Origin of the sequence: Roseovarius sp. THAF9 (genome assembly GCF_009363715.1) — a bacterium.
In the GTDB taxonomy this organism is placed as follows: domain Bacteria; phylum Pseudomonadota; class Alphaproteobacteria; order Rhodobacterales; family Rhodobacteraceae; genus Roseovarius.
This window is the reverse complement of sequence record NZ_CP045404.1, coordinates 2,140,967-2,167,958: the sequence shown is the minus strand read 5'-3', so window position 1 is coordinate 2,167,958 and position 26,992 is coordinate 2,140,967. Positions and strand designations below refer to the sequence as shown.

The 26,992-nt window shown below is 64.4% G+C and carries 25 protein-coding genes; 10 read left to right on the top strand and 15 right to left on the bottom strand.

Annotation, left to right across the window (positions count from 1 at the left end):
- Positions 1–74: 74 nt before the first annotated feature.
- The gene (locus FIU86_RS10735; RefSeq protein WP_152475080.1) at positions 75–1,451 is read right to left on the bottom strand and encodes an efflux transporter outer membrane subunit; all 1,377 of its coding nucleotides are present in this window, start codon (positions 1,449–1,451) and stop codon (positions 75–77) included.
- A 399-nt stretch (positions 1,452–1,850) separates the two neighbouring features.
- Here FIU86_RS10735 and cysS point away from each other — a divergent pair, with 399 nt between their 5' ends.
- From cysS to FIU86_RS10715, 4 genes are all read left to right on the top strand, one after another.
- On the top strand, positions 1,851–3,221 hold the full coding sequence (gene cysS / locus FIU86_RS10730; RefSeq protein ID WP_152475079.1) for a cysteine--tRNA ligase: 1,371 nt from the start codon (positions 1,851–1,853) through the stop codon (positions 3,219–3,221).
- A 187-nt stretch (positions 3,222–3,408) separates the two neighbouring features.
- Positions 3,409–5,028, top strand: coding sequence for a citramalate synthase (gene cimA, locus FIU86_RS10725; protein WP_152475078.1), 1,620 nt, complete (start codon positions 3,409–3,411; stop codon positions 5,026–5,028).
- Positions 5,029–5,751 (top strand): trans-aconitate 2-methyltransferase, encoded by a 723-nt coding sequence (locus FIU86_RS10720; RefSeq protein WP_254703801.1) that lies wholly within the window; start codon positions 5,029–5,031, stop codon positions 5,749–5,751.
- Positions 5,752–5,756: 5 nt separating this feature from the next.
- Positions 5,757–6,527 (top strand): squalene/phytoene synthase family protein, encoded by a 771-nt coding sequence (locus FIU86_RS10715; protein ID WP_152475077.1) that lies wholly within the window; start codon positions 5,757–5,759, stop codon positions 6,525–6,527.
- Between the two features lie 183 nt (positions 6,528–6,710).
- On the opposite strand, the gene FIU86_RS10710 is transcribed toward FIU86_RS10715, so the two are convergent.
- Positions 6,711–7,931 carry an MFS transporter gene (locus FIU86_RS10710; protein WP_152475076.1) on the bottom strand — a complete coding sequence of 407 codons (1,221 nt, stop codon included), beginning with the start codon at positions 7,929–7,931 and terminating at the stop codon, positions 6,711–6,713.
- A 232-nt stretch (positions 7,932–8,163) separates the two neighbouring features.
- Between FIU86_RS10710 and FIU86_RS10705 the strand changes: the two genes are divergently transcribed.
- The 3 genes from FIU86_RS10705 to FIU86_RS10695 are packed head-to-tail and all read left to right on the top strand — an operon-like array spanning position 8,164 to position 10,180.
- Complete coding sequence (locus FIU86_RS10705; protein WP_152475075.1) at positions 8,164–8,892, top strand: cobalt-precorrin-6A reductase; 729 nt, start codon at positions 8,164–8,166, stop codon at positions 8,890–8,892.
- On the top strand, positions 8,874–9,518 hold the full coding sequence (locus tag FIU86_RS10700; RefSeq protein WP_172977487.1) for a DNA-3-methyladenine glycosylase: 645 nt from the start codon (positions 8,874–8,876) through the stop codon (positions 9,516–9,518). The genes FIU86_RS10705 and FIU86_RS10700 overlap by 19 nt, the downstream gene beginning before the upstream one ends.
- Positions 9,515–10,180, top strand: coding sequence for an alpha/beta hydrolase (locus FIU86_RS10695; protein WP_152475074.1), 666 nt, complete (start codon positions 9,515–9,517; stop codon positions 10,178–10,180). Before FIU86_RS10700 ends, FIU86_RS10695 begins: the two co-directional genes overlap by 4 nt.
- 60 nt (positions 10,181–10,240) lie before the next feature.
- Here the strand turns inward: FIU86_RS10695 and FIU86_RS10690 are convergent, their stop codons facing one another.
- The 9 genes from FIU86_RS10690 to FIU86_RS10650 all read right to left on the bottom strand — a co-directional run bounded on the left by FIU86_RS10690 (position 10,241) and on the right by FIU86_RS10650 (position 17,006).
- Positions 10,241–11,293, bottom strand: coding sequence for a phosphatase PAP2 family protein (locus FIU86_RS10690; protein ID WP_152475073.1), 1,053 nt, complete (start codon positions 11,291–11,293; stop codon positions 10,241–10,243).
- A 168-nt stretch (positions 11,294–11,461) separates the two neighbouring features.
- On the bottom strand, positions 11,462–12,367 hold the full coding sequence (locus FIU86_RS10685) for an MBL fold metallo-hydrolase (protein WP_152475072.1): 906 nt from the start codon (positions 12,365–12,367) through the stop codon (positions 11,462–11,464).
- A gap of 36 nt (positions 12,368–12,403) precedes the next feature.
- Positions 12,404–13,288: an MBL fold metallo-hydrolase gene (locus tag FIU86_RS10680; protein ID WP_152475071.1), complete on the bottom strand. Its 885-nt coding sequence runs from the start codon at positions 13,286–13,288 to the stop codon at positions 12,404–12,406.
- Positions 13,289–13,301: 13 nt separating this feature from the next.
- Positions 13,302–13,739, bottom strand: a complete 438-nt coding sequence (locus FIU86_RS10675; protein WP_152475070.1) for a DUF6691 family protein — start codon at positions 13,737–13,739, stop codon at positions 13,302–13,304.
- A gap of 3 nt (positions 13,740–13,742) precedes the next feature.
- Positions 13,743–14,174: a YeeE/YedE family protein gene (locus tag FIU86_RS10670; protein ID WP_152475069.1), complete on the bottom strand. Its 432-nt coding sequence runs from the start codon at positions 14,172–14,174 to the stop codon at positions 13,743–13,745.
- A gap of 3 nt (positions 14,175–14,177) precedes the next feature.
- Complete coding sequence (locus FIU86_RS10665; protein ID WP_152475068.1) at positions 14,178–14,390, bottom strand: DUF2892 domain-containing protein; 213 nt, start codon at positions 14,388–14,390, stop codon at positions 14,178–14,180.
- Positions 14,391–14,518: 128 nt separating this feature from the next.
- Positions 14,519–15,160: a DUF4386 domain-containing protein gene (locus FIU86_RS10660; RefSeq protein WP_152475067.1), complete on the bottom strand. Its 642-nt coding sequence runs from the start codon at positions 15,158–15,160 to the stop codon at positions 14,519–14,521.
- 82 nt (positions 15,161–15,242) lie between these two features.
- The gene (locus FIU86_RS10655) at positions 15,243–15,926 is read right to left on the bottom strand and encodes a Crp/Fnr family transcriptional regulator (protein WP_152475066.1); all 684 of its coding nucleotides are present in this window, start codon (positions 15,924–15,926) and stop codon (positions 15,243–15,245) included.
- A 177-nt stretch (positions 15,927–16,103) separates the two neighbouring features.
- Complete coding sequence (locus FIU86_RS10650) at positions 16,104–17,006, bottom strand: NAD(P)-dependent oxidoreductase (RefSeq protein ID WP_152477078.1); 903 nt, start codon at positions 17,004–17,006, stop codon at positions 16,104–16,106.
- Between the two features lie 76 nt (positions 17,007–17,082).
- Here FIU86_RS10650 and FIU86_RS10645 point away from each other — a divergent pair, with 76 nt between their 5' ends.
- The 3 genes from FIU86_RS10645 (at position 17,083) to FIU86_RS10635 (ending at position 22,793) form a co-directional block, all read left to right on the top strand.
- A complete protein-coding gene (locus FIU86_RS10645; RefSeq protein WP_152475065.1) occupies positions 17,083–19,575 on the top strand; it encodes a penicillin acylase family protein in 2,493 nt (830 codons plus the stop codon).
- 234 nt (positions 19,576–19,809) lie between these two features.
- Entirely contained in the window at positions 19,810–21,621 is a 1,812-nt protein-coding gene (locus FIU86_RS10640) for an ABC transporter ATP-binding protein (protein ID WP_152475064.1), read from the top strand.
- An 11-nt stretch (positions 21,622–21,632) separates the two neighbouring features.
- The gene (locus FIU86_RS10635; protein ID WP_152475063.1) at positions 21,633–22,793 is read left to right on the top strand and encodes a M20 aminoacylase family protein; all 1,161 of its coding nucleotides are present in this window, start codon (positions 21,633–21,635) and stop codon (positions 22,791–22,793) included.
- Positions 22,794–22,798: 5 nt separating this feature from the next.
- On the opposite strand, the gene FIU86_RS10630 is transcribed toward FIU86_RS10635, so the two are convergent.
- The 4 genes from FIU86_RS10630 to FIU86_RS10615 form a co-directional block, all read right to left on the bottom strand.
- Complete coding sequence (locus tag FIU86_RS10630) at positions 22,799–23,113, bottom strand: TraR/DksA family transcriptional regulator (protein WP_152475062.1); 315 nt, start codon at positions 23,111–23,113, stop codon at positions 22,799–22,801.
- 62 nt (positions 23,114–23,175) lie between these two features.
- Complete coding sequence (locus FIU86_RS10625) at positions 23,176–24,084, bottom strand: ABC transporter permease (RefSeq protein ID WP_152475061.1); 909 nt, start codon at positions 24,082–24,084, stop codon at positions 23,176–23,178.
- Positions 24,077–25,084, bottom strand: coding sequence for an ABC transporter permease (locus FIU86_RS10620; protein WP_152475060.1), 1,008 nt, complete (start codon positions 25,082–25,084; stop codon positions 24,077–24,079). The genes FIU86_RS10625 and FIU86_RS10620 overlap by 8 nt, the downstream gene beginning before the upstream one ends.
- Before the next feature lie 42 nt (positions 25,085–25,126).
- Positions 25,127–26,788 (bottom strand): peptide ABC transporter substrate-binding protein, encoded by a 1,662-nt coding sequence (locus FIU86_RS10615; protein ID WP_254703799.1) that lies wholly within the window; start codon positions 26,786–26,788, stop codon positions 25,127–25,129.
- Between the last annotated feature and the right edge of the window lie 204 nt (positions 26,789–26,992).

The window sequence follows — 26,992 nt, the reverse complement described above, 5'->3', positions numbered from 1 at the left end:
TGTCAAGCAGACCGGCGCGTCAGATCACGCGCATGGGGCGACACGAGAAAGAGAAAACGTCTACGTGCCTATGGTCAGCCCGCGTTGTTTCCCGTGGGTGGCGCTGCATTTGTGTTGGTCACGACCGGGTCCGAATGCCCGATCCCGAGGGCCGTGCGCAGGTTGACATGGGCCAGCGCCAGGTCACGCAAATTCGCCGCAAGCGTCGCCCGCGCAGCCGAGAGCGAGCGTTCCCGGTCGATAACGTCCAGAACAGTGGCGTCTCCACCCTGAGTGAGAAGGTCCCGAGAAACGGACAATGCCTCCCGGTTCAGCGCAACCAGTTGACGCGAGGCGGCCACCGCTTGGCGGGCGGCCCGAAGCGCGGCAAGCTCGTTCTCCACCTCTTCCACGGCCTGCAGCACAGTGCGGAGCCATTGAAGATAGGCCTGCCGCGCCCGCGATTCTGCGGAATCGGCCGAGGCGGCCAGCCCCGGCTGGTCAAAGACGGGCAGGACCAGACCCACGGCCAGACTTTCGGTCGAGGACCCGCCACTCAACGGGGCCGTGATGGCACCCGACAGCGACAGGCTGGGATAGCGCGAGGCCTCGGCCACACCCAGATCGGATACGGCGGCGGCATATTGACGTTCGGCGATGCGGATATCCGGCCGCGCCCGCAGCAGGTCCGCAGGCACGCCGGGTTGCGTTGCTCCGATAGGGCGCGGTTGCGCGCCTGTATAGCTTAAATCAATGCCCAGGCTGCCGACCGGAACGCCTAGCAAGGTCGAGATCCTGTTGCGCTGCTGCACGATACGCGCGCCGACCTGCGGGATGTCGGCCTTAGTCTCCAGAACCAGCGCTCGTGCGCGCAGCGTATCCAACCGTGTTGCCTCGCCAACTTTCAACTTTGTGTTGAGATCGCGCAGAGTTCTGCGGCGAGAGGCCATGTCCTGATTCCGGTATGTCAGGCTTTCCTGCAGGAATCGTAGCTCGATATAAGCGGATCCCAGCTCCGCCAGAAGCAGGCGCCGGGCCTCTTCCACGCCGATCTCGGCCGCGTCGAGGCGCTGGCTTGCGGCGCGACCGGCCCATTCAGCTCTGCCGGCCAGATTGTATTCCGCCGACAGTCCGGCAGACGCTGTGTCTGATCCACGACTGTTGTCGCGGACTGTCGCAGTGGCATCCCCCGACAGAAGGACACCGGCGCGTCGCGCCTCCGCCTGTGCTTCCGCCACCCGTTCACGGGCCTGGGCAATGCTGATGTTGTCGGCCTGCGCGCGCGCGACCAGCCGATCCAGAACCGGATCGTTGAAGTCACGCCACCACTCAAGGTCGCTGGTGCCGGCCTTCGTAACCGGCGCAAGAAGGGAATAGCGATCCGGAAGATCGGTCGAAGGAGGTCGATACTCAGGTCCGACCGAGCAGGCGGTCAAAAACAAGCCCGCTAAAATAGATGACGTTACCCGCATAATAAGGGTTCGCTCGCTGCCTCATTGACCGATTATTGTTCGCGCTCTGCGGCGCTTTCGGCCCGTTGGGACAATCTACTACCAGATAAACGATGCATTTTCGTGCTTTACATGACTTCCGGTACATCAACAGGCAGCACTGTGGCGTATGGGTATCAGTACGCAGTGCAGCCGATGGTGCGGCAAAAGCCACGTTTTGCCGCGTCCGCACAGGGTCGTCGGCTTGTCCCATCGCGCTTGACCATGCCGGGTGCCGCGGTTAATGATCCGCGATATGACCATACCCTGCATCATCATTTGCTGCATTACCCGCTGACATCGTCAGGCGGGCCGGTCTTCTATTCCATCCTTGAATGTTAGTTGCTAAGCCCGCCGCGGGACCACGCGCGCGAGGACGCCATGACGACTATAAAACTTCACAACACCCGCACCCGGAAGAAGGAGGATTTCACCCCTCTCGACCCCGAAAACGTGCGCATGTATGTCTGCGGCCCGACCGTCTATGACCGCGCCCACCTTGGTAATGCACGCCCCGTGGTGGTGTTCGACGTGCTCTACCGGCTGTTGCGGCACGTGTATGGCGAGGATCACGTCACCTACGTCCGCAACTTCACCGACGTCGATGACAAGATCAACACCCGCGCCGCCGAGACCGGGCGTGATATCTCGGACATCACCGCCGAAACCACCCAATGGTTCCTCGACGACATGGGCAGCCTCGGCGCGCTGGAACCCAACGAGATGCCGCGCGCCACGCAATACATCCCGCAGATGGTGGCGATGATCGAAAAGCTCATCGCCGACGGTCATGCCTACGCGGTCGAGGGCCACGTTCTCTTCCGCGTCCGCTCCTATCAGGATTACGGCAAGCTCTCGGGGCGCTCGGTCGACGACATGGTTGCCGGTGCCCGGGTCGAGGTCGCGCCCTACAAGGAAGACCCGATGGATTTCGTCCTCTGGAAGCCGTCGGACGAGACGCAACCGGGCTGGGACAGCCCGTGGGGCCGGGGCCGCCCCGGCTGGCACATCGAATGCTCCGCCATGAGCTATGAACTTCTGGGCGACAGCTTCGACATCCACGGCGGCGGCAACGATCTGATGTTTCCCCACCACGAGAACGAGATCGCCCAAAGCTGCTGCGCCCACCCCGAGGGCAAGTTCGCGCAGGTCTGGATGCATAACGAGATGCTTCAGGTCGAGGGCAAGAAGATGTCCAAGTCGCTCGGCAATTTCTTCACGGTGCGGGATCTGCTGGACCAAGGCTATCCGGGCGAGGTGATCCGCTTCGTGTTCCTCAGCACGCACTATCGCAAGCCGATGGACTGGACGGCAGAGAAAGCCCGGGAGGCAGAGAAGACCCTGCGCAAGTGGTACGCACAGGCGGCGCAAGGCACCGGAACCGGAAAGCCTAATGAGGCTGTCGTAACCGCGCTTGCGGACGACTTGAACACCGCACGCGCAATTTCCGAATGCCACCAGTTGTCGCTTGCCGACGACATCGCCAACCTGCGGTACACGCTTCAATTTCTGGGCTTGATGAAAGACACCGTCCCGGATTGGGTTTCATCCTCACAAGTGGACCTCTCCGGCATCGAAGAAAAATTGATGTCAGCGCGTGAAGCCGCGATGCAGACAAAAGACTTCTCTGAAGTTGACCGCATGAAATCGCACCTGAGCGATGCCGGGGTGGACGTTCGCATGAGCAAGACGGCTGTGGAACTCGTGCCGACCGTCGACTTCGATCCTTCGAAACTGGAGGCTCTCAAATGATCCTCCTCTCCTTCTGTTTCGCCCGGCCTCAGGCCGGGCCGCGCCCGACCCTCCCCCCGGGAGGGCGCTTCGCCTACGTCACGCGCCGAACCCGTGTTCGACTTGATTGCGCCGTCTCGCACCGCTCGAGCCAGGCACATGCCCTCCCAGGGTCCGGCGCGGCCCTTCCCTCCAAGGGAAAGAACCAATGACCAAGACCCGGCTCAGCCTCTACGACACCACGCTCCGCGACGGCCAGCAAACCCAGGGCGTGCAATTCTCCACCGCCGAGAAACAGGCCATCTCCACCACGCTCGACCAACTGGGCGTCGACTACATCGAAGGCGGCTGGCCCGGGGCCAATCCCACCGACAGCGCCTTTTTCGACGCCGCCCCCGACACACGTGCCCGCCTCACCGCCTTCGGCATGACCAAGCGGGCCGGGCGCTCGGCGGAAAACGACGACGTTCTTGCGGCGGTCATGAACGCCGGCACCGCCTCGATCTGCCTCGTCGGCAAGACCAATATCTTCCACGTGGAAACAGCGCTGGGCATCACGCCTGACGAGAACCTCGAAAACATCTCCGCCTCCATCGCCCATCTCGTCAAACAGGGCCGCGAAGCGCTCTTCGACGCCGAGCATTTCTTCGACGGCTACGCCCGTGATCCCGCCTACACGCTCGACTGCCTGAAGGCGGCGCATGACGCGGGCGCCCGCTGGGTCGTGCTGTGCGACACAAATGGCGGCACGCTGCCCCATCGCATCGCCGACGTGATCTCGGACGTCATCGCCGCCGGCATCCCCGGCGATCACTTGGGCATCCACACCCATAACGACACCGAGAACGCCGTCGCGGGCAGTCTCGCCGCCGTGGATGCAGGCGCCCGCCAGATCCAGGGCACACTCAACGGCCTTGGCGAACGCTGCGGCAACGCCAACCTCACGTCCCTGATCCCCACGCTCCTGCTGAAAGAACCCTATGCCAGCCGCTATCAGACAGGCGTGACGCCCGAGGCGTTGGAAGGCATCACCATGGCCTCGCGCCAGCTGGACGAAATCCTCAACCGCGTCCCGATGAAGCAATCCGCCTACGTGGGCGCCTCCGCCTTCGCCCACAAGGCGGGCCTGCACGCCAGCGCCATCGTCAAGGATCCGACCACCTACGAGCATATCGACCCGGCCACCGTGGGCAACGCCCGCATCATCCCGATGTCCAACCAGGCGGGCCAGTCCAACCTGCGCAACCGCCTTGCCGAGGCCGGGCTGGAGATCGAAAAGGACAACCTCGCGCTCCCGCGCATCCTCGAAGAGGTCAAGACCCGCGAAAACCGCGGCTACACCTACGACATGGCGCAGGCCAGTTTCGAGCTGGTCGCCCGCCGCGAACTGGGCATTCTGCCCGAGTTCTTCGAGGTCAAGCGCTACAAGGTCACGGTCGAGCGCCGCAAGAACAAGTACAACAAGATGGTCTCCCTGTCCGAGGCCGTCGTGGTGGTCAAGGTCGACGGCGAGAAGAAACTGTCGGTCAGCGAGTCGATGGACGAGACCGGCACCGACCGTGGCCCGGTGAACGCCCTCGCCCAGGCGCTGGCCAAGGATCTCGGCCGCTACCAGGACGCCATCGCCGACATGCGGCTGGTGGACTTCAAGGTGCGCATCACCCAGGGCGGCACCGAGGCCGTCACCCGCGTCATCATCGATAGCGAGGACGGGCAGGGGCGGCGCTGGTCCACCGTGGGCGTGTCGGCCAACATCGTCGACGCGTCGTTCGAGGCGTTGCTCGATGCCATAAACTGGAAGCTTTTGCGCGACGGCGGCGAGGCCTGAGTGGTGGACGACGCCTTCCTGACGCTCCACCGCGAGATGACGCGCCAAGGCCCCGGCACATCCGAGGATGTCCGCTGGGCTCTCAGCCAGCTTGACCTGCCCGACGCGCCCAATGTGCTCGACGCCGCCTGCGGCCCCGGCGCCGACCTCGTGACCTTGGCCGAATGCCTGCCCCGAGCGCGGATCGAAGGCATCGACCAGCTGCCACACCTTGTCGAAGAGGCCCGCACAGCCACCGACCGCTTTACCAATGTCACCGTCTCCACGGGCGACATGGCGCAGATCAATGGCTTTTACGACCTCATCTGGTGTTCCGGGGCGCTTTATTTCCTTGGCGTGACCGAAGGGCTGACGCTCTGGAAACGCGCCCTCACGACTGATGGCGCGGTCGCCTTTTCCGAACCCGTGCTGCCCGCCGACGCCCCGCAGTCCGCGAAAGACTTCTGGGCCGATTACCCGGCGATTTCCGACCTCGACGGCATTACCGCGCGGGTCGAGGCGGCCGGCTACGTCGTGCAGGATCACCGCCTGATCACCGGCATGGCCTGGGCCGATTACTACGCCCAGCTTGGCGGCCGCATCGCCAGCCTGCGCCCCGGCGCCGACGCTGCACTGGCCCAAGTGCTCGACGACGCCGCCCGGGAAATCGCCCTATGGCGGCAGGCCCCGGGTGATATCGCCTACGCGCTCATCCTTGCGCGCCCCGGCTTCGGCGCTATCTGACCGCCATGGCGCTCGACCCCGACATCATGGCCTGCGCGGGCCTCGTGCAGCGCGGCGACCCCGAGCGTTTCGCCGCCACCATGGCTGCCCCGGTGGCTGCGCGTGAAAAGCTCTTTCCGCTCTACGCCTTCAATGTCGAGGTCTCGCGTGCGCCATGGGTGACGCAGGAATCCATGATCGCCGAAATGCGCCTGCAATGGTGGCGCGACGTGCTGGACGAGATCCGCACGGGCACCGACGTGCGCCGCCACGAGGTCGCCACGCCGCTCGCTTCGGTGCTCGACCCAGACATGGCAGAACGGCTGGATGCGCTGGTCGAGGCGCGCCGCTGGGACATCTACCGCGATCCGTTCGAGGACATGGAGGCCTTCAGAAGCCACCTCACCAACACCTCCGGTCTGCTGTTGCTCGCCGCCGCCCGCACCCTCGGCGACGCGCCGGAAGAGCCGATCCTGAAAGCAGGCTATGCTCAGGGCTTGGCCAACTGGCTCCGCGCCGTGCCGGAATTGGAACGTCAGGGCCGCATTCCGCTGGTCGAAGGCACCCATGCGGCTATTCAAGCTCTGGCCGACGATGCGCTCGCGGAACTCGCGCAGGCACGGCGCACGCGCCTAGCGCCCGATACCCGCCCCGCCATGCTGGGCCTCTGGCAGACCGACGCGATCCTGAAAAAGGCCAGCCGAGACCCCGCCGCCATTTCGGAAAATCGCCTTGCGCTGCCGCCATTCCGCTCCCGTCTCGGGCTGATGCGCCGGGCCCTGACAGGACGTTGGTAAACGGAGCGCCTGCGGCGCGCTCTTCAAGTGCGTTGGGGGTTTCACCCCCAAACCCCCGAGAGTATTTCCTGCAAGAAAAAGCCGTCGTCAGATCAGCTCGTTCGGCGTGCGTTTAAGATTCGTCCGTCGGTTAGACGCGATGCCAGTCAAACTCCCCGGAATATTCCCGGCCAAGAAAAAGCCTCAAGCCTCTTTCGGTCGCATAACCAGCCAGATCAGCGCCCCGCCCGCCAGCGTCAGAAGCGGCACCATGGCCAGGTTCACCGCCGTCCATCCGGCCTCCGCCGTGCCGCCGGAGCAGTTCATCAACCCGCCAGAGGCCAGCGACGCCAGTGTCACGCCCCCGAACACAAGCAGGTCGTTCATCCCCTGCATCCGACCGCGTTCATGGACGTCATGCGCACCGGCCAGCATGGTCGTCGCGCCGATAAAGCCGAAATTCCACCCCAGCCCCAAGAGGATCAGGGCGATGAAGAAATTCTCGATCTCGACACCCTGCAACGCCACGACCCCGGCGGCGGCCAGGATCACCAGCCCCGTGCCCACGATCTTCTCCACCCCGAACCGCGCGATCAGGTGCCCGGTAAAGAAGGACGGCGCAAACATCGCCAGCACGTGGCCCGTGACGATGTCCGCCGCGTTGCCTTCGCTGAACCCGCAGCCGACCACCGCCAGCGGGGTCGAGGTCATCACCAGGTTCATCAGCGCATAGGACACCATCGCGCAGATCACCGCCACCGCGATGCGCGGCGTCGTCAAAAGCTCCCACCGCGTGCGCCCCTTGGGGCTATCCGGCGTTGGCGGTGGCGGCTTGGGGATATCCAGGAAAAAGAACAGCAGCGCACCCAGCACATTGATCACGATCACCGCCAGGTACGTGCCCAGGAACGGTATCACCATCGCCTGGCTCGTCACCTTCACAAGCTGCGGGCCGATGATCGCGCTCGCCAGCCCGCCCGCCAGCACGTAGGAAATCGCCTTGGGCCGAAATTCGTCGCTCGCCGTGTCCGCCGCGGCGAAGCGATAAAAGCCCTGCGCCGACATGTAGATCCCCGTCAGGAAACTGCCCAGCAGATACACCGGGAAGGACGCAAGATAGAGGCCATAGCCCGCAATAGCCGCCCCTGCGGCCCCGCCCATGGCGCCGATCAGGAACCCGGCCTTGCGCCCGAACCGCTGCATCACCATCGACAACGGGTTGGCCGACATCATCGACCCCAGCACGATCAGCGAAATTGGCAGCGTTGCGAAACAAACGTTACTGGCAAGGCTCTGCCCGGCCAGCCCGCCCACGACAAAGATCATCGCCATCTGCGCGCCGAGAATGGCTTGCGCAAGCACCAGCACGGTCACGTTCCGCTTCGCGCGGCGGTCATCTTCAAGGGGAAGGGCGGTCTCACTCATGCCGCCTTGCTAGACCCCTCTCGAGAGGCCCACAAGACCCCAAATCGCCACCTCGGCATGCTTTTCCTCTGGCCATAAATATCCCGGGGTGCGCGAGGGGCAGCGCCCCTCGCATCGGTCGTATTGCGCGCAGCGCAATGCGAAATTGCCGATTGGCGCGAAGGGCTTGCCCCCCTATAGTCCGCCCGGCCATGCACAGACGACCATCCCGCACTCTCCAGGGCTCCGCCCCGTGACGCTCCTCCTGCTGGCCGGCACGGGCGAGGCCAAGGCCATCGCCACCCAACTGCACGAAGAGGGCATCGCGGCCACAGCCTCGCTCGCCGGCGCGTCCCGCGCGCCTGCGCCCCTGGGCATTCCCACCCGCACCGGCGGCTTCGGGGGCGAGTCCGCGTTCCGCACCTACTTGACCGAGCACGCCATCACCGCCGTGCTCGACGCCACGCATCCCTTCGCCGACAGCATTTCACAACGCACCGCCCGGGTCTGCGCCGACCTTGGCATCCCCTATTGCCAGGTCCTCCGCCCGCCATGGACACCGGGACCGGGTGATAACTGGATCCCTATCGACCGCGAGGAGGACGCCGCCGCCCACATCGCCCCCGGCTCCACCGTCTTTCTCGCCACGGGCCGCCAGACGCTTCACCGCTTCGCCAACCTCTCCGCCTGCACCGTCATCAGCCGCCAGATCAACATCCCCGACACGCCGTTTCCCTTTCCGAACGGCCGCTTTCTTCCCGGAAATCCGCCGTTCTCGGAACGCCATGAATACGACCTCTTCAAATCGCTCGGCGTCGACTGGCTCATCGCCAAGAACGCCGGCGGCCCCACGCCCCGCACCAAGCTCGACGCCGCGCGCCGCCTCGGCCTTCGCGTGGCGCTCATCAACCGTCCGCCCCAGCCGGACGCCTTGCACGTCGAAACCGTCGAGGACGCCCTCGCATGGGTCCGCGCCCTGTGACCGGGCGCATCATAGAAACCCACGACGACGTGGCCGAAGGCGTGGCGCATCTCACCGCCATCTGCCCGCGCATGGCCCATGCCTACGCCCAGACCGGCCCGCTCCCCCTGCGCCGCAAGCCAGACGGATTTGCGGAACTGCTCAGCGCCATCGTCAGCCAGCAGGTCTCCACCGCCTCCGCCGCTGCAATCTGGGGCCGCATGAAAACCGCAGGGCTCACCGGCCCGCGCAAGATCAAATGGGCCAGTGACGATGACCTCCGCGCGGTGGGGCTAAGCCGCCAGAAGATCCGCTACGCCCGCGCGCTCTCGGACGCCGGCATCAACTTCAAGGCCCTCCGCGATGCTCCCACCGACGCGGTCATAACCACCCTCACGCAGGTACCCGGCATCGGCACTTGGACGGCGGAGATCTACGCCATGTTCTCGCTTGGTCGCGCCGACGTCTTCGCCCCCGGCGACCTCGCCCTGCAAGAGGCTGCCCGCATCCTCTACGACCTGCCCGAACGCCCCCGCGACCGCGCCCTGCGAGACATCGCCACGGCGTGGAGCCCATGGAGATCGGTTGCAGCCCGCCAGCTCTGGGCCTACTACCGTGTGGCGAAACAAAGGGAAGGCATCAGATGACCCGCGTACTTCAGGCTGGCCGCAAGGACCCCATGTCGGGCACGACCCGCTCCGTCGTCGTCTTCCTGCACGGCTACGGCGCCAACGGCGCCGACCTTCTGGGCCTGGCCGATCCGCTGGCCGAACACCTGCCGGACACGCTCTTCGTCGCGCCCGACGCGCCCGAGACGATCCCGATGATGCCCACCGGCTACCAGTGGTTCCCGATCCCCTGGATCGACGGCTCGAGCGAGGAAGAGGCCCATCGCGGGCTTCAGGCGGCCGCCGAGGATCTCAACGCCTTCCTCGACGCGCTCATGGTGGACGAGGACGTGCTGCCTGAACAGGTCGTGCTCTTCGGCTTTTCCCAGGGCACGATGATGGCCCTGCATGTGGCCCCGCGGCGCGAGGACGAGATCGCCGGCATCGTCGGCTTCTCGGGCCGCCTCCTGCAACCCGAACTCCTGGCCGACGAGGTCATCAGCCGCCCGCCGGTTCTGCTGGTGCATGGCGACGCCGATGACGTGGTGCCGCCTCAGTCGCTGCCCGAGGCCGCCGAGGCGCTGCAATCCGCCGGCTGGAAAGAGGTCTATGCCCACGTCATGAAAGGCACTGCCCACGGCATCGCCCCCGATGGTCTGTCGGTGGCACTCGCCTTCTTGCGCGACAAGCTCAGCCTTTGAACAAAACGCGGTTTCGCCGTCTTCCCGCTTAGGGTGGGTGAGAACCCACGCGTCCCTCGGTCACTCCCCGGGCACCCCCGGCAACGCCGCGCGCTCGACGGTTTTGCCTGACGCCAACCGCGGGATCAGCACCCGCAAGGCGCCCCAGATCGCCACCACCAGCGCCGAAGACACGAGCCCGTCCACCGCGTAATGCCAGCCCAGGTGCACAGACCCCACCCAGATGAACACCGTATAGACCATCCCCACCAGCCCCAGCCACCGGCTGACGCCAAAGAACAACAGCGCCCACATCGCCGCCAGCGCCACATGCATCGACGGCATCGCCGAGATCCCGTACCCCAGCCCGATCGCCCCGCGCTCGAACCCGGCCAGCAACTCCGCCTGGAAGAGCTGCGAGGCGATTCCCGGCACCGCGTCCGCCTGTGCCGCCAGCCGGGTTTTCAGCGGCTCGAACACGTCCGCCTCGAAAAGTGCCCCGTCATAGACCGGCCCCGCCGACGCGAGCATCCCCGCCAGCACACAACCGATCACGAACCAGCTGATCAAAAACGTCCCGATATAACACGCCCGCACCAGTGGCCCCGCCACCATCAGCCCGCAAACGACATAGGCAATGATCATCGGGTAAAACCACGCATGATAGAACTGGTCGATCCACCACGTCGCCGTGGCGCTGCCGAACACCGCGTGGCTCAGCGTCCAGGGGTCGTGCCCGAGGAACAGCGCCCGGTCCCACGCGATGAAATCTGCGTCCCACGTGAACCCGTAGCCCGGCAACACCACGGTCTTGTGGACTGTGAAGCTCGCCATCGTCACGATGAACGCGACCAGTGGCACGATTACGTTCAGGAACCGTTCCTGCCGCTGATGCACCAGCCAGGTCTTCACGAAACCCAGCCGGTCCGCTTGGGCCGAACCGCCCGCCGCCTGCCGGATCAACCCGAAACAGAACAGGATCAGCGCCCCGGCGGTCCACATGCTCAGGCCCAGCCCGATGTAATGCGCCAATGGCACTGCGAAATGGTGCAGCGACACCGCAGGCGCCGCCCAGGTCCAGGCAAAGATCGCGCCCGTGACGATCAGGAATATACGGTTGACGATGCGGTCCATACGCAGCCCTCGGCCTCCAGCCCGCTCGGGATGCCATCCCGAGAGACCTATTTTGAGGCGCGATTGCGTTAATTGCGTGAAAAAGGGCAGGCCGCGAACCCGCGCCGTGCCCCGTTACTCCATCCGAACGTGTGCGTAGGGTGGGTGAAAACCCACGCGCCCGGACCGCTAGAATTTGTTCGCCGGTATCTTGAAGTAGCTCTTTCCGTCTTCCTCCGGCTCGGGCAGGCGCCCGCCGCGCAGGTTCACCTGCAACGCCGCCAGCATTCGGTCGGGCAGGGCCAGCGTCGCATCCCGCTTCTCGCGCCGGGCGACATACTCGGCCTTGCTCGCGCCGTCCTTCAGGTGGATGTTCTCGCGTTTCTGCTCGCCCACCGTGCTTTCCCAGGCAGGCTCGTCGCGGCTGTCGGTGCCGTAATCGTGCCCGATGAAAACGCGAAAGTCTTCCGGATGGTCCAGGATCCGCATGATGCTGTCATAAAGCTCCGCCGCCGTCCCGCCGGGGAAATCGCAACGCGAGGTACCGGCATCCGGCATCATCAGCGTGTCATGGGCAAAGATCGCGTCGCCCACCACGTAGGTCACCGACCCCAGCGTATGGCCCGGCGACAACATCACCTTCACGTCCAGATTGCCGATTCTGAACGTGTCGCCATCCGCGAACAGCCGGTCGAAATGCGGATCGACCGGAAAGGCGTGCGGCGCGTTGTAATAGCCGCGCCAAAGCTCCGCAATCTGGTGAACCTTTTCACCGATGCCCGTGGGCGCGCCGGTCTGCTCTTTCAGCCAGGCGCTCGCCATCAGGTGATCCGCATGCGGATGCGTATCGAGGATCCACTCCAGGTCCAGCCCGCGCTCCGCGATGGTGTCCAGCGCCCATTGCGCGGGCGCGAACCCGGTGGCATAGGATTTCGGGTCCAGTGACTGCACCACGTCGATCAGCGCCGCTTTCTGGGTCTCTGGGCAGATGCAGATATACTGGCAACTGCCTGTATCCGAATCATAAAACCCGATCACCTCGGGGCTTGCCGCGCCTGTCGAGGCCGAAGTTTTGCTCAGGATGTCGTCGCTCATGCGATCCCTCCGAATGCTATTGAAGTGTGCGGTGCCTTACAGCCCGTTAACCGGCACCTTCAGCACCGGGTTCCCGTCCTTGTCCGTCGGCACCTTTCCAGCGCGCATGTTCACCTGCAGCGACGGGATGATCAGCTTGGGCATCGCCAGCGTCGCATCCCGCTCGGTGCGGAACTTGACGAATTCCTCTTTCGTCTTGCCGCCGCCCACGTGGATGTTGTGCGCTTTCTCGTCGCCCACGGTCGTCTCCCATGCGATGTCGCGCCCATTGGGGCCATAGTCGTGGCACATGAAGAGGCGCATCGCATCGGGCAGGGCCAGCACCTTCTGGATGCTGTCATAAAGCTGCCCCGCATCCCCGCCCGGAAAATCCGCCCGGGCCGAGCCGCCATCGGGCATGAACAGCGTGTCGCCCACGAAAGCCGCGTCGCCCATGACATGCACCATGCAGGCCGGCGTGTGGCCCGGCGTGTACATGGCGAAACATTCCATCTCGCCCACCATGTAGGTGTCGCCATCCTCGAAAAGCGCATCGAACTGCGACCCGTCGCGCTGAAACTCCGTGCCTTCGTTGAACACCTTGCCGAACGTGTCCTGCACGACCATGATCTTTGCGCCGATGCCGATCTTGCCACCCAGCTTTTGCTGGATATAGGGCGCGGCAGACAGGTGATCGGCATGGACATGCGTCTCGATGATCCATTCCAGCCGCAGGTCCCGATCCTCGATCTGCCGGATTAGTTCGTCGGCATGGTCATAGGTGATCCGCCCGGCGGCGTAATCTATGTCCATCACGCTGTCGACGATGGCACAGGCGTTACTGGCGGGGTCCTTCACGATATAGCTGATCGTGTTGGTGGCCTCATCGAAGAACCCCTGCACGTGCGGTGTCACGTCCATCGTGACTGAATACTCGGTCATCGTCATGCCTCCTTTACGCCTCGGCCTTTCGCGGCAACAGCGGCAGCCCCTTGGCCAGCCGCGCCAGTGCCAGCCCGACACCCACCGCGGCCAAGAACAGGATAACCTCCCAGCGGCCGGTGCCAAGCGCCGGAATGGCCGCCCCGGGGCAGAACCCCGCGATGCCCCAGCCAATCCCGAAGAGGGCCGATCCGCCCACCAGCCGACCGTCGATCGCAGTCGAGGTCGGAACCTGGAAACGCGCAGCGAAAAGCGGCTCAGACCGCCGCCAGACCAGCCGATAGCCGACAAAGGTCACCACGACGGCGCCCCCCATCACGAAAATCAAGCTCGCATCCCAAGTTCCTGCGATATCCAGAAAATTCAGAACCTTCGCAGGGTTGATCATCCCCGACAGGGTGATCCCTGCGCCGAAAATTATGCCGGTCAGCATCGCGAACAAAAGTCTCATCGCTCAGCCTCCCACCACATGACGGACGACATAGACCGTGATCGCCGCCGTGCCCATGAAGACCGGGACCGCCACGATCGAGCGCCGCGACAACCGTGACAGCCCGCAAACGCCATGTCCCGAGGTGCAGCCCGACCCAAGGCTCGCACCGAATCCCACGACGATCCCGCCGATCACGATCATCGCCGGGCTGACCGGCACATCGATCTGGGGCCAGCGCCCGGTAACCAGAAACATCAGCCCCGGCACCAGCACCATTCCTAGGATCAGTGCCGCACGCCACGACAACTCTTCGCGCCCTTCGGCAAACACGACCCCCGACAGGATACCGGTCGCGCCAAAAATGCGCCCCAGCGCCAGCATCAGCAGCACCGCCGCCAGCCCGATCAGCGCGCCGCCGCCCAGCGACGCGAATGGTGTGAACGTGGTCTCCATGATTTACCGCGCGCAGGTCCGGATGCCGAGGATGGAATAGACGGGGCAAACCCGCACCGCCGCGACGATCAGCATCACGAGGCCGACGATCGCGGCAAGATACTTCCAAACCGGGGCTTCGAACGCCGGCAGCCCGCTGAAAAACGCAAGATACAGCAGCACGACGCCCAAAACGGCGCGCAGCATACGGTCGATGGTGCCTACATTGACAGTCATGGTGTCCTCCATGGAAATGATGCCCTATCGGTACGCCTCGGGACGGCGCGCGTCAGTGACATAGTCACTCATGCGGAACTCCGAACCTCATTACGAGGCAAGTTTCGAACGACCTACGCCGTCGCCCCTCACAATCGAGCCGCGACCAGCAGCCAAAGGCACAGCGCGCTCTCGGCGACCATCGGCACCACGTAGGCGGGCTCGACCACATCGACCCAACCGGGCGCCAAAAGCCGCGCAAGGCTGCCCGCGACGTAAACCAGGGCAGCCGCGGCGATGCCACCCGCGATCACGTTCGGCACCGCCGACCGCCACAGCAGCACGGACATGATCGCGCTGTTCACCGCGAACAGGATCAGCCCGACATCATATCCGATCGCGTGTAGGTCGGTCATATGCACCGCAAGGCGCGGCGCATCCGCCAGCACCAGTGGCACGCTGCCAAGCGCCATCAGGCTCGCGCCGATCAGAACCGCCTGTCCCAACCGGAACACCATCGCCGCCAACGCCAGCGGCGCCGAGATATGACGCAGCAGGCCAAAGAACACCAGCGCAAGCGCCACATCCGCCAGAAGCATCACGGTATCGGCCAGAAAACTGAGCCGCAGTTGCGCAATACCGGCGTCTAGCGCCCGGGCGATCTCTTCGGGCGATCCCGCAAGCAACGGACCACGCAGCACCAGCTCAGCCGTCAGCCCGCACAGGATGATCACAAGATAAAGCGCCCCGGCCAGCCGGACGAGACGGGGATCATCATGCAATGCCGTCATGCCAGCATCCTTTTATACAAATCGCGCGCGTTCCGGCGTCTATATCACAAATCCGGGCACAGGGACGGGGGCGACTTGCACATCATGCGCTCTCCGCCAGCGCCTGCAGTGCGGGCTTGTCCGCCAGGCTGATCCGCCCCCGCGATTGCTGCACCAGCCCGCGTTTCTGGAAATCCGCCAGCACGCGCGAAATCACCTCCCGCGCCGTGCCCAACTCGCTCGCCAGGTCCTGGTGCGTGGCCGCGACCTCCTTTCTGTCGCCCGCCAGTGCCAGCAGACGCTCGGCCAGCCGCACGTCGATCCGGCCAAAGGCCACGTCATCTACCACCCGCAGCATGTCGATCAGCCGCCGCGAATAGGCGTCGAACACGAACTTGCGGAACGGCTCTTCCTCGGCCACCAGCCGGTCGAAATCGGGCTTGGGCAGGACCACCGCCACCACGTCCGTCTCGGCGATCCCTTCGGCGTTATAGGCCTCCTCGGCCAACATGCAGGCCGTGGTCAGCACGCAACTGTCCCCGGCCTCCACCCGGTAAAGCACGATCTCGCGCCCGCCTTCCGAGGTCTGGGACACGCGAATCCGCCCGTCGAAAAGGAAAAACAGCTGGTCCGGCACGTTGTCCGGCCCGAAAACCTGTGTGCCCTGGTCGATCCGCACGATCCGTGCCGCCCGGATCAACCGGTCGCGCACGGCACGGGGCAGGGCGCGCGTGCCCTGGAACCGCTCGGTCCAGTCCTCGATCCGTGTCGCCCCGTCCGCGCTCATCTTTTCGCCTCTTGCGTGACTTTGTCACCGACGCCGCCCCATGCGCCGCCTAGCCTCGGTGTCACTCCCTGCCGGGCCCGCGGCCCGTTCCGCCACTAAGTTGCGCATGGCGGCGCGGCGCTGCAAGCCCGACGGAAAGCCCGAGGCGGGGCCACGCATCCCGGCCCCGCCTCGAAATCACCCCAGCTTGCGCAGCCGCTTGAACAGGCTCGACGTGTCCCAACGCCCGCCGCCCATATTCTGGACGTCCTTGTAATACTGGTCCACAAGCGCCGTCACCGGCAGGGACGCGCCGTTCTCGTCGCCGGTCTTCAGGCAGATACCCAGGTCCTTGCGCATCCAGTCCACCGCGAATCCATGCTCGAACTGGTCGTCCAGCATCGTCTCGTAGCGGTTGGCCATCTGCCAGCTGCCCGCAGCCCCCTGGCTGATCACCTCGACCACCGCGCGGCCATCGAGCCCCGCCTTCTCGGCGAAATGCAGCGCCTCGCTGAGGCCCTGTACCAGCCCGGCAATGGCGATCTGGTTGCACATCTTGGTCATCTGGCCCGCGCCGCTCTCGCCGATCCGGCGGCACAGCTTGGCATAGGTCTCCATCACCGGCTCGGCCTTGGCATAGACATCCGCGTCGCCACCGCACATGATTGACAGCTGCCCGTTCTCGGCCCCCGCCTGACCGCCGGAGATGGGCGCATCGACATAGCCGATCCCGGCCTCCTTGGCGGCGGCATAAAGCTCCTCTGTCACCTGCGCCGACACGGTCGTGTGGTCGACAAAGGTCGCGCCCTTGGCCATCCCCGCGAACGCCCCATTGTCCCCTAGGCAAACCGACCGCAAATCGTCGTCATTGCCCACGCAGGACATCACGAAATCCGCACTCTCCGCGGCCTCCCGCGGGGTAGGCGCGCTGGTCCCGCCATGCGCCTTCACCCAGGCCTCGGCCTTGGCCGCCGTCCGGTTGTAGACGCAAACGTCATGGCCCGCCGAGGCCAGGTGCCCGGCCATCGGATACCCCATCACGCCCAGTCCCAGAAATGCCAGCTTTGTCATCGTGATCTCCCTCGTGCCTTCGCGCCGCATTGTGAAGAACGGCCCATTGTCTATGCCGGGATTTGTGACTATCCCCACCGGAATGGCAACCTAACGTGGGTGGGGCATGGCGCAAGTGTTCAAATGGCTGGTGCGGATCGCGGGCGGGATGATCCTGCTTGGCCTGATCGCGCTGCTCGGCGTCTATTTCCTGCTGTCGCGCTCGCTGCCGGACTATTCCAAAGATCTCGACGTGATCGGCATCCTCGAACCGGTCGAGATCGTGCGCGACAACGCGAATGTCCCGCATATCTTCGGCACCAACGATCCCGACACGTTCTACGGCCTTGGCTATGCCCATGCGCAGGACCGGCTGTGGCAGATGGTGATAATGCGGCGCACGGTGCAAGGGCGCCTCTCGGAGGTGTTCGGCACCCGCACTGTCGAAATCGACAAGATCCTGCGCCGCTTCGACCTCTACACGCTCGCCCAGCGATCGGTCGAGGCGCAGGACACCCAGACGCTTGCCGCCCTGCGCGCCTATTCCGCCGGGGTGAACGCACGACTGAAGGAAATCAACGAATCCGCCCTGGGTCGCGGCGCGCCCGAGATGTTCCTCTTCAACAACCCGGTCTCGCCGTGGACCCCCGCCGATTCCATCGCCATCGTCAAGCTCATGGCGGTGCAGCTGTCGGCCCACCTGGAAGAAGAGGTGCTCTACGCCCACGCAGCACTCGAGCTCGACGATGCCGACCGCCTCGCCGACATCATGCCGCTCGCCCCCGGCACCGGCATCGCGGCGCTGCCCGACTACGCAAGCCTCTTCCCCGAGGGGGTGCAAGCCCCCGAGGGCACCCAATTCGCCCACAGCACCGGCCCCGGCATCCCCGATCACCCGCTCTCGCCCTTCAAGAAACGCGCCTTCGCCGGCGCTTCCAATGCGTGGGCCGCCGCGCCCAAACGCTCGGCCTCGGGCGGCACGCTGCTGGCCAACGATCCCCACCTTGGCCTCACCGCGCCCGCCATCTGGTATCTCGCCCGGCTAGAGCTTCAAACGGGGGGCGTCATCGGCGCCACCATCCCCGGCGTTCCCATCGTCATGGCCGGGCGCAGCGCCGATCTGGGCTGGGGGGTCACATCCTCCTATCTCGACGATCAGGACCTCTTTATCGAGCGCCTCAACCCCGACAACCCGCAGGAATACCTGACGCCCGATGGCTACAAGCCCTTCCGCACCGAAAGCACGATCATCCGCATCGCGGACAACGCCCCCATCACGCTCACTCTGCGCTGGACCGACAATGGCCCCGTGCTGCCCGGCTCGCATTACAACCTGGCCGATGTCACGCCGCCCGGGCACGTGGCCTCTCTGTCATGGACGGCGCTCTCGGACAGCGACACGACGCTCTCCTCGGCCATGGCCCTGATGCGCGCAGCCTCGGTGGACGAGGCCATCGCGGCGGGCGAAAGCTACATCGCCCCCTCGCAGAACCTCACGCTGGTCGATCAGTCGACCATCGCCATGAAGACCATCGGCGCCATGCCCCGCCGCGACGCCGATCATGAAACGCGCGGCCGCTATCCTTCGCGCGGGTGGGAAGACAGCAACCGCTGGCAGGGCACGCTGGCCTATTCCGCCAACCCCGAGTTCACGGCCCCCGCCGGCGGCCTTCTGGGTAATACCAACAACAAGACGGTGGATCGCCCGTTTCCCAACCATGTCAGCTACAAATGGGGCGACACGCAGCGCGTATTCCGCTGGCGCCGCCTGATGCAGAACCGCGAAGTCCATACCCGCGACAGCTTCATCGAGGCGCAGCTCGACACGGTCAGCTTCACCGCCCGCTCGCTTCTGCCGCTCATCGGCAAGGATCTGTGGTTTACCGGCGAGGCCGCGCCCGAGGGCACGCCGGAACGCCAGCGCCAGCGGGCGCTCACGCTGCTGTCGGAATGGAACGGCGAGATGAACGAGCATCTGCCCGAGCCGCTGATCTACGCGGCCTGGCTGCGCGAGTTGCAACGCCGCCTGATCGTCGACGACCTCGGGCCCCTGGCCGACGAGTTCCCCCATCCCGATCCTGTCTTCATCGAGCGCGTCTACCGCGACATCGACGGCGCCTCCGCATGGTGCGACATTCGCCAGTCCACGGCCCAGGAAACCTGCTCGGACGTCGCCCGCATCGCACTCGACGCGGCGCTCATCTGGATCGACGAACGCTACGGCAGCGCGCTGGAAAGCCTGCGCTGGGGCGACGCGCACCAGGCGACCCACGATCACCAGACCCTGGGCGAGGTGCCGCTGCTGCGCTACTTCGTCAACATTCGCCAATCGACCTCGGGCGGCGACAACACGCTTCTGCGCGGGCGCAACAAGGGGCAGGGGCCCGACCCGTTCCAGAACGTGCACGGCGCGGGCTATCGCGGGGTCTACGATTTCGCCGACCCCGATAGCAGTGTCTTCGTCACCGCCACCGGGCAATCGGGCCATTTCCTCAGCCGGCACTATGACGACATGGCCCAGCTTTGGCGCCGGGGCGAATACATCCCGATGTCGCTCGACGCCGATCTCGCGCGCGCAGCGTCGGTCGGCATCACCCGCCTGACCCCCGCCGCGCCCTGAGATGGGGCGGCATTTTCTGCGCAGAAAATGTCCCTGAAAATGCGCATTTTCCGGCCTCGAGATCCAAACAAATTCTGGCTCCCACCGTCCGGTCCGTTAATCCGGGGCGCCGGACAATGACACCGACGCGACACCACTCAAATACCGACGCGATACCGACGTGGTTTCAGCCGTCGATTCGCCGTTAACCTTTGCCATTTGACCTTGCCGGATGCGGCGGGTTAACTCGGTTTCATGCGCGACATGCCCCTGGCCCGGATCGAAAACCTGCGCGTCTCGTTCCGTACCGACGCGGGCGAGACCGACGCCGTGCGCGACGTCTCCTTTGAAATCGCACCCGGAGAAACCCTTGCAATCGTTGGAGAATCCGGCTCCGGCAAGTCCGTCACCTCGCTGGCCCTGATGCGCCTCGTCGGGTTCGACGGCGGACAGATCACCGGCGGGCAGATCCTGTTCGACGCAGGGCAGGGTCCGGTCGACCTTGGAAAATTCACGCAAAATCAAATGCGTGACCTGCGCGGCGCCCGGATCGGCATGATCTTCCAGGAACCCTCCACGGCCCTCAACCCGGTCTTCACGATTGGTTTCCAACTGACCGAAGGCCTGCGCAAACACCGCCGCCTCTCCCGCGCCGCCGCGCGGTCCAAGGCCTTGGAACTGCTGCAAGAAGTCCGCCTGTCCGAGCCCGCCCGCCGTCTCGCGCAATATCCGCACGAGCTCTCGGGCGGCATGCGCCAGCGGGTGATGATCGCCATGGCCCTGGCCTGCGAGCCGCGCCTGCTGATCGCCGACGAGCCCACCACCGCGCTCGACGTCACCACCCAAGCCGAAATCCTCGTCCTGATCGACCGCCTGCGCCGCGACTTCGGCACCGCCGTGCTTTTCATCACCCACGATATGGGCGTGGTGGCCCAGGTGGCCGATCGCGTCGTGGTCCTCAAGGAGGGCGAGAAGGTCGAGGAAGGTGCTGTTTCGAAAGTGTTTTCCGCGCCGTCCCATCCTTACACCCGGCACCTCCTCGCCGCTGTTCCGCGTCTTGGCGACATGCGCGGCAAATCCGATCCCGAGCCATTCCCACTAGACCCCGATAGCCCACCGAAACCGATCCCGGGGCACGACACCGAGCTTCTTCGGGTCGAGCATCTGACCACCCGGTTCCCTGTCAGAGGCGGCCTGCTGCGCCGTACCATAGGACATGTTCACGCGGTCGAGGACGTGTCCTTTGCGATCAATGCCGGTCAAACCCTTGCACTTGTTGGTGAATCCGGCTGTGGCAAGTCCACCGTGGGCCGCTCGCTCTTGCGGCTTTTGGAACCGAACAGCGGTCGCATCACGCTTGCCGGCCAGGACATCACGGCGTTGGAGGCGACTCAACTCCGCCGCGCCCGGGCGCAGATGCAGACGATCTTTCAGGATCCCTACGGCAGCCTCAACCCCGTGCTGCGCCTGGCCGAGCAGGTCGCCGAGCCCTTGCGAAACTTTACGAATGAAAACAAAGCGCAACGCACCGAACGCGTGGCGGCGCTCTTTGACCGTGTCGACCTGCCGCGCAGCTATCTCGACCGCTACCCGCACGAGCTGTCCGGCGGCCAGCGCCAGCGCATCGCAATCGCCCGCGCGCTTGCGCTTAACCCGAAATTAATCGTCGCCGACGAAGCTGTTTCGGCGCTGGATGTCAGCGTCCAGGCGCAGGTTCTGAACCTGTTGATGGAATTGCAGGCGGACTTGGGGCTTTCGTATCTCTTCATCAGCCATGACATGGCGGTGGTCGAACGGGTCAGCCATCACGTTGCGGTCATGTTTGCCGGGCGGATCGTCGAACGCGGCCCGCGCGCCGCAGTGCTGGAAAACCCACAGCACCCGTATACCCGCGCCCTCTTGCGTGCGGTGCCGGTTGTCGACCCTGCCCGAAGGCCGCGAATAAGTGATTTGAGTTTCAAACCGATCCCGTCCCCTATACACCCCAAGGATCACGAGCCCGGTCCGTCGCTCTATCGCACCGTCGCGCCGGATCACGTCGTTCTGACCTCGGATTGTGGATACTGAAAGGACCGCCCATGCCTATCAAGAATCGCTTTGCAGAAATGCAGGATGAGATCACCGAATGGCGCCGTGACATCCATGAAAACCCGGAAATCCTGTTCGAAACCCACCGCACCAGCGCTTTGGTTGCCGAAAAACTGCAAAGCTTCGGTTGCGACGACGTCGTCACAGGGCTTGGCCGTACCGGCGTTGTGGCGGTCATCAAGGGGCGCGAGGCCACGTCTGGCCGTACGATCGGCCTGCGCGCCGACATGGACGCGCTGCCGATCCATGAGGCGACGGGTCTGGACTATGCCTCCAAGATCCCCGGTGCCATGCACGCCTGCGGTCATGACGGGCACACCGCCATGCTGCTCGGGGCCGCCAAGTACCTTGCCGAAACGCGCAATTTCAACGGCACCGCCGTGATCATCTTCCAGCCCGCCGAAGAAGGCGGCGGCGGCGGGAAGGAGATGTGCGACGACGGCCTGATGGAGCGGTTCGGCATTCAGGAAGTCTACGGCATGCACAACTGGCCGGGGGTGGAGCCGGGACAGTTCGCCATCCGTCCCGGTCCGTTCTTCGCCGCCACCGACAAGTTCGACATCGTTGTCGAAGGCAAGGGCGGCCACGCCGCCAAGCCGCATGAAACCATCGACCCCACGGTCGTCACCGGCCATCTGGTGACGGCCCTGCAAACCATCGTCAGCCGCAACGCCGACCCGATCCAGCAGATCGTCGTATCGGTCACCTCGATGGAAACCTCGTCTTACACCTTCAACGTCATCCCGTCGCGCGTCACGTTGATGGGCACCGTGCGCACGCTCAGCAATGAGACGCGAGAGCTGGCCGCAACCCGGATGAAGGGCATCTGCGACCATATCGGTGCGGCGTTCGGGGCCGAGATCTCGCTCGACTACGAATACAACTACCCGGTCATGGCCAACCACGACGAGCAGACGGACTTTGCCGCTGAAGTGGCGAAATCCGTTTCAGGTCAATGTGATACGGCTCCTCTGGTGATGGGAGGAGAGGACTTTGCCTTCATGCTCGAGGAACGCCCCGGGGCCTACATCCTTGTTGGCAACGGCGCATCGGCCCCGGTTCACCACCCCGAGTACAACTTCAACGATGAGGTCATTCCCGCCGGGTGCAGCTGGTGGGCCGGGATCGTGGAACAGCGCATGCCGGCCTGACGCGGTCAATCCGCGCAGGCCGTGCAGAACGGTGTGTCCGGAAGAAATTCCAGCCGGGCTTCCGCGATAGGATCGCCACAAATGGTGCAGATGCCGTAGGTGCCTGCTTCGATCCGCGCCAGCGCGGCGTCGATGCGCCGAACCTCGGCCAGCTCCGTCAGGCCGAGCGCTTCGAGCACCTCGTCGCCCTGACGTTCCGAGGCACGGTCCTCCCAATCCTTGGACGGGGTTTCGTCAAGCGCGTGTTCGACCACGTCGAGATGCGCGGTCAGTTCCTTGCGGCGTTCTAGCAGGGCGGTCTTCTGGGTGTCGAGGTTCATTGCGCTCTCCGTTTGATACGCATCCACGTTATCAGGCCGGGAAAGGCGTACATTGATCGGAATCAAAGCGGCGCCGCGCGTCCCCGCAATTTGGGATCGAGCGCATCGCGTAGCCCGTCGCCCATAAAATTCACGCTCAGCACCGTGAGCGAGATCATCAGGCCGGGCCAGAACACCCGCCAAGGAAACTCGGACAGATAGACCACCCCGTCGCTCAGCAGGCGTCCCCAAGTCGGGAAATCGGAGGGAAAACCAAGCCCGAGGAAACTCAGCGCACTTTCGGTAATGATTGCATTGGCGATGCCCAGGGTGGCCGAGACGACGATCGGCGACAGGATGTTCGGCAGGATGTGCCGCGTGATCTGGCGCAACTGCGTGGTGCCCGAGGCGCGCGCGGCCAGCACGAAATCCCGTTCGCGTACGCTCAGCACATCGGCGCGCACGATCCGGGCGACCGGCATCCAGCTGGTGACCCCGATGGCGGTGACGATCAGCAGGAAGATGCCTGCATCGGTGCCGACCGCGCCACTTAGGGCTTCGCGGAACAGCATCACGATGACCAGCAGAAGAGGCAACAGGGGAAGCGACAGAAATAGGTCGGCCAGCCGCATCAGAGGCCCGTCAAGCCGGCGGAAAACGCCCGCCGCGACGCCGACAACCGTTCCAAGACCCACCGACAGCACCATCGCCGTCAGCCCCACCGCAAGCGAAACACGCCCGCCGGCTAGCACTTGTGCCAAGAGGTCGCGGCCCAGTTGATCGGTCCCGAACGGATGAGCAACGCTTGGTCCGGCATTGCGCGCCGCAAAGTCCGGGGCGTCGGGTGCCAGACCCCATAGCAGCGGGCCGAAAAGCACGGCGATGACAATGATGGCGAACAGACCGGCACCAAAGACCGCTCCCGTGTGGCGCATGAACTGGCGCCAGATATCGCGCCAGAGGCCGTGTGAGACGTGACGACGCTCAGCCATACCGGATCCTCGGGTCGAGCAGGCCGTAAAGCAGGTCGGCCAGCAGGTTTGCCAGTACGATCAGCGCTGCGAACAGGAAAGTGAGCGTATGGACGAGTGGCAGGTCATTCGCCTTGATTGCCCCGATCAGCTGCGCCCCGATCCCGTTGATCGCAAAGACCTGTTCGGTGATGATCGCGCCGCCGAAGATGGCTGGCGCGCCCAATGCGATGACCGTGACGACCGGGATCATCGAGTTGCGCAGCACGTGCACCATCACGACCACCCATTCGCTCATTCCTTTGGCCCGTGCCGTGCGCACGTAATCCTGGCTCAGGTTGTCCAGCATTGCGGACCGCATGTAGCGGCTGATCTGGGCCGTTGTCTGAACAGACAGAACCAGCACGGGCAGCACCATCTGCCGGACCTGGTAGGTGAAGCTCTCCCAGTCGGTGACCCGATGTGTTGTCTCGTAAATGAACGGAAAGAGATCAAGCTGCACCGAGAAGACGAAGATGACCAAAGGCCCGGTCAGGAAAGGCGGCAGGGAATACCCCACCATCGTCGCGAAGGTACTGGCGTTGTCGAAGACCGAATATTGCCGATAGGCCGCAAAGATTCCAAGCGGCAGCGCCATGAGAATGCCCACCAAATAGGCCGTGCCCACCACCCACAACGTCTGTGGCAGGGCCTGCGCGATCTCGAACATAACCGGCGCCCGGCTTTGCCAGCTCAACACCCGAGGTTTGTCGTGAGCGAAAGAGGTACCGAAGACATGGTCGATCAGCACCTGCGGTTCGACCCAAAAGATCTGCACCATCCAGGACCAGAACCGCACATGCAGCGGCTCTCCCAGGCCAAGGGCCTCGCGCATCTGGGCCTTCACCTCGGGCGAGATCGTCTGGGGCAGGTTTCCCATCGGGTCGCCCGGTGCCAGGTCTAGCAACAGGAAGATGACGAGCGCGATCACCACCAGCATGGGAACCGACACAAGTAGGCGGCGCAACGCGAATGTCAGCATCCAAACCTGTCCCTTCCTGCCCGGCTCACAGCGATTGACGGATCAATCGGCCTCGATACGGTACCAGTCCGCCGCGTTCCACAACTCACTGTCCCAGGTGTTCAGAACAACCCCGCCCAGCGAATTCGCATGTGCCGAGACGCGCCCGCGATGGACCAGCGGAAGGATCACGAAATCCTGGACCAGCATGTCGTTCATGGCGCGTGCCAGTTCTGCGCGGTCTTCAAGCCCACCTGTCTCACGCATCTTTGAAACCAGCGCATCGAAGGCGTCGTTGCAGTACCGCGGCATGTTCGTTCCCTGCCACTGGTTATCCGGCGTCGGGATGCGTTCACAGGTCCAGCTGGCCATGTAGGCCTCGGGATCGGTGCCATCGAACATCTGGGCGTACATCTGAACATCGGCATAGAACTTCTGATAGGTGTCCGGGCTGTTCGGGTCGCTGCCGAAAAAGACGTTGCCGTCGACATTTCGCAGCTCGGTCTCGACGCCAAGCTCCGACCACCAGCTCTTGATCGCGGCCTGAAAGGTCTGGCGAACGGCATTGGTCGAGGTCTGGAACAGCAGGCGCAAGGCGACGCCGTCCTTGTCGCGCACGCCGTCGCCGTCGCTGTCGGTCCAGCCCGCACTGTCAAGCAGCGCCTTTGCGGCTTCGAGATCCTGCATCTTGCAGGCCTCGTTGGCGTCAGAGGCATAGATTTCAGGCGCAGGAAGGATATTGCAGGTAGCACGCCCGGCCTCGCCATAGCCGATCTCGGTCAGGATCGGCCTGTCGATCGCCATGCTCAGCGCCTGGCGTACCAAGACGTCCGTCATGAAAGGATGTGGATGCTCGAGGGTCGAGCGTGCGTTGCCCAGGCCAGGGTCGGGATCGGTCAGGTTGATCACGATCCTCTCGACCAGCGTCCCGAACGCCGCAACCACCTCGCCCTTGCCCGCCGCCTGCATCCCGTCCAGCACTTCGGGCGGCAACTGAAGGTTCCAGGCATAGTCGTAATCCGCGGTTTCCAGCACGGCACGGGCCGCGTTTTCCGCCGTGCCGCCGCCCTTGATCATCAGGCTGGCAAAGGCCGGCTTGGCGGGGTCGCGGTAATAGGGGTTGGCCGACATCCTGACGGCGTCGCCGGTGCGGAAATCGTCCACCACGAAAGGCCCGGTGCCGATGGGATAGAAATTCGCCTCGGTGCAGGTGGGTGCCCGGTCGCCAAGGCAGTCGGCGAACTGGTCGGCTTGCAAGATGGGCGCGGACGCGCCGACAAAGGCATTGTAGGGGAAAGGTTTCGCTTCGTCGAACCGGATCACGACAGTGCGGTCATCCGGTGTCTCGATGCCCGCAATGCCCGAGAACTTGTCGACATGCGCGCAGCCGCCGCCCTCCGCAGTGCAATAGGACCATGTGAACTGGACGTCTGCCGCAGTCACGGGGGTGCCGTCGGACCAGATCAGGTTATCCCTGAGCCGCCAGGTGATCGACTTTAAATCTTGCGCCACACCGCCGTTTTCCAGGGTCGGGATTTCGGCGGCCAGCCAAGGGGTCATCGCGCCGGTTTCGTTGTACCGCGCGAGAGGTTCCAGTATGAGGCTGGCCGACTCGATATCCTTGATCCCGCCGGAAAGATACGGGTTCATAATCGACGGCGCCTGCCAGAAGATCAGGTTGACCTGCCCGTCACTTGCACGCTCGGCCATCGCTGACTGTCCCATGACGCATGCTATGACAGCCAGTGCCATGCTATGTACAAATTGCATCCCCAAGCCCTTTCCCGCTGGCACCACATCCCGAGTGCCCACGGTTCAGGCGCCCGGCGCGGAACGCGTGGCCAACCTCGCTATTATGTCCCGTAACTTGGGCAAGACACTACCCGGCCACGTGTCCGACTCAAAATCAATTGCCGTTGCGCAGCGGTC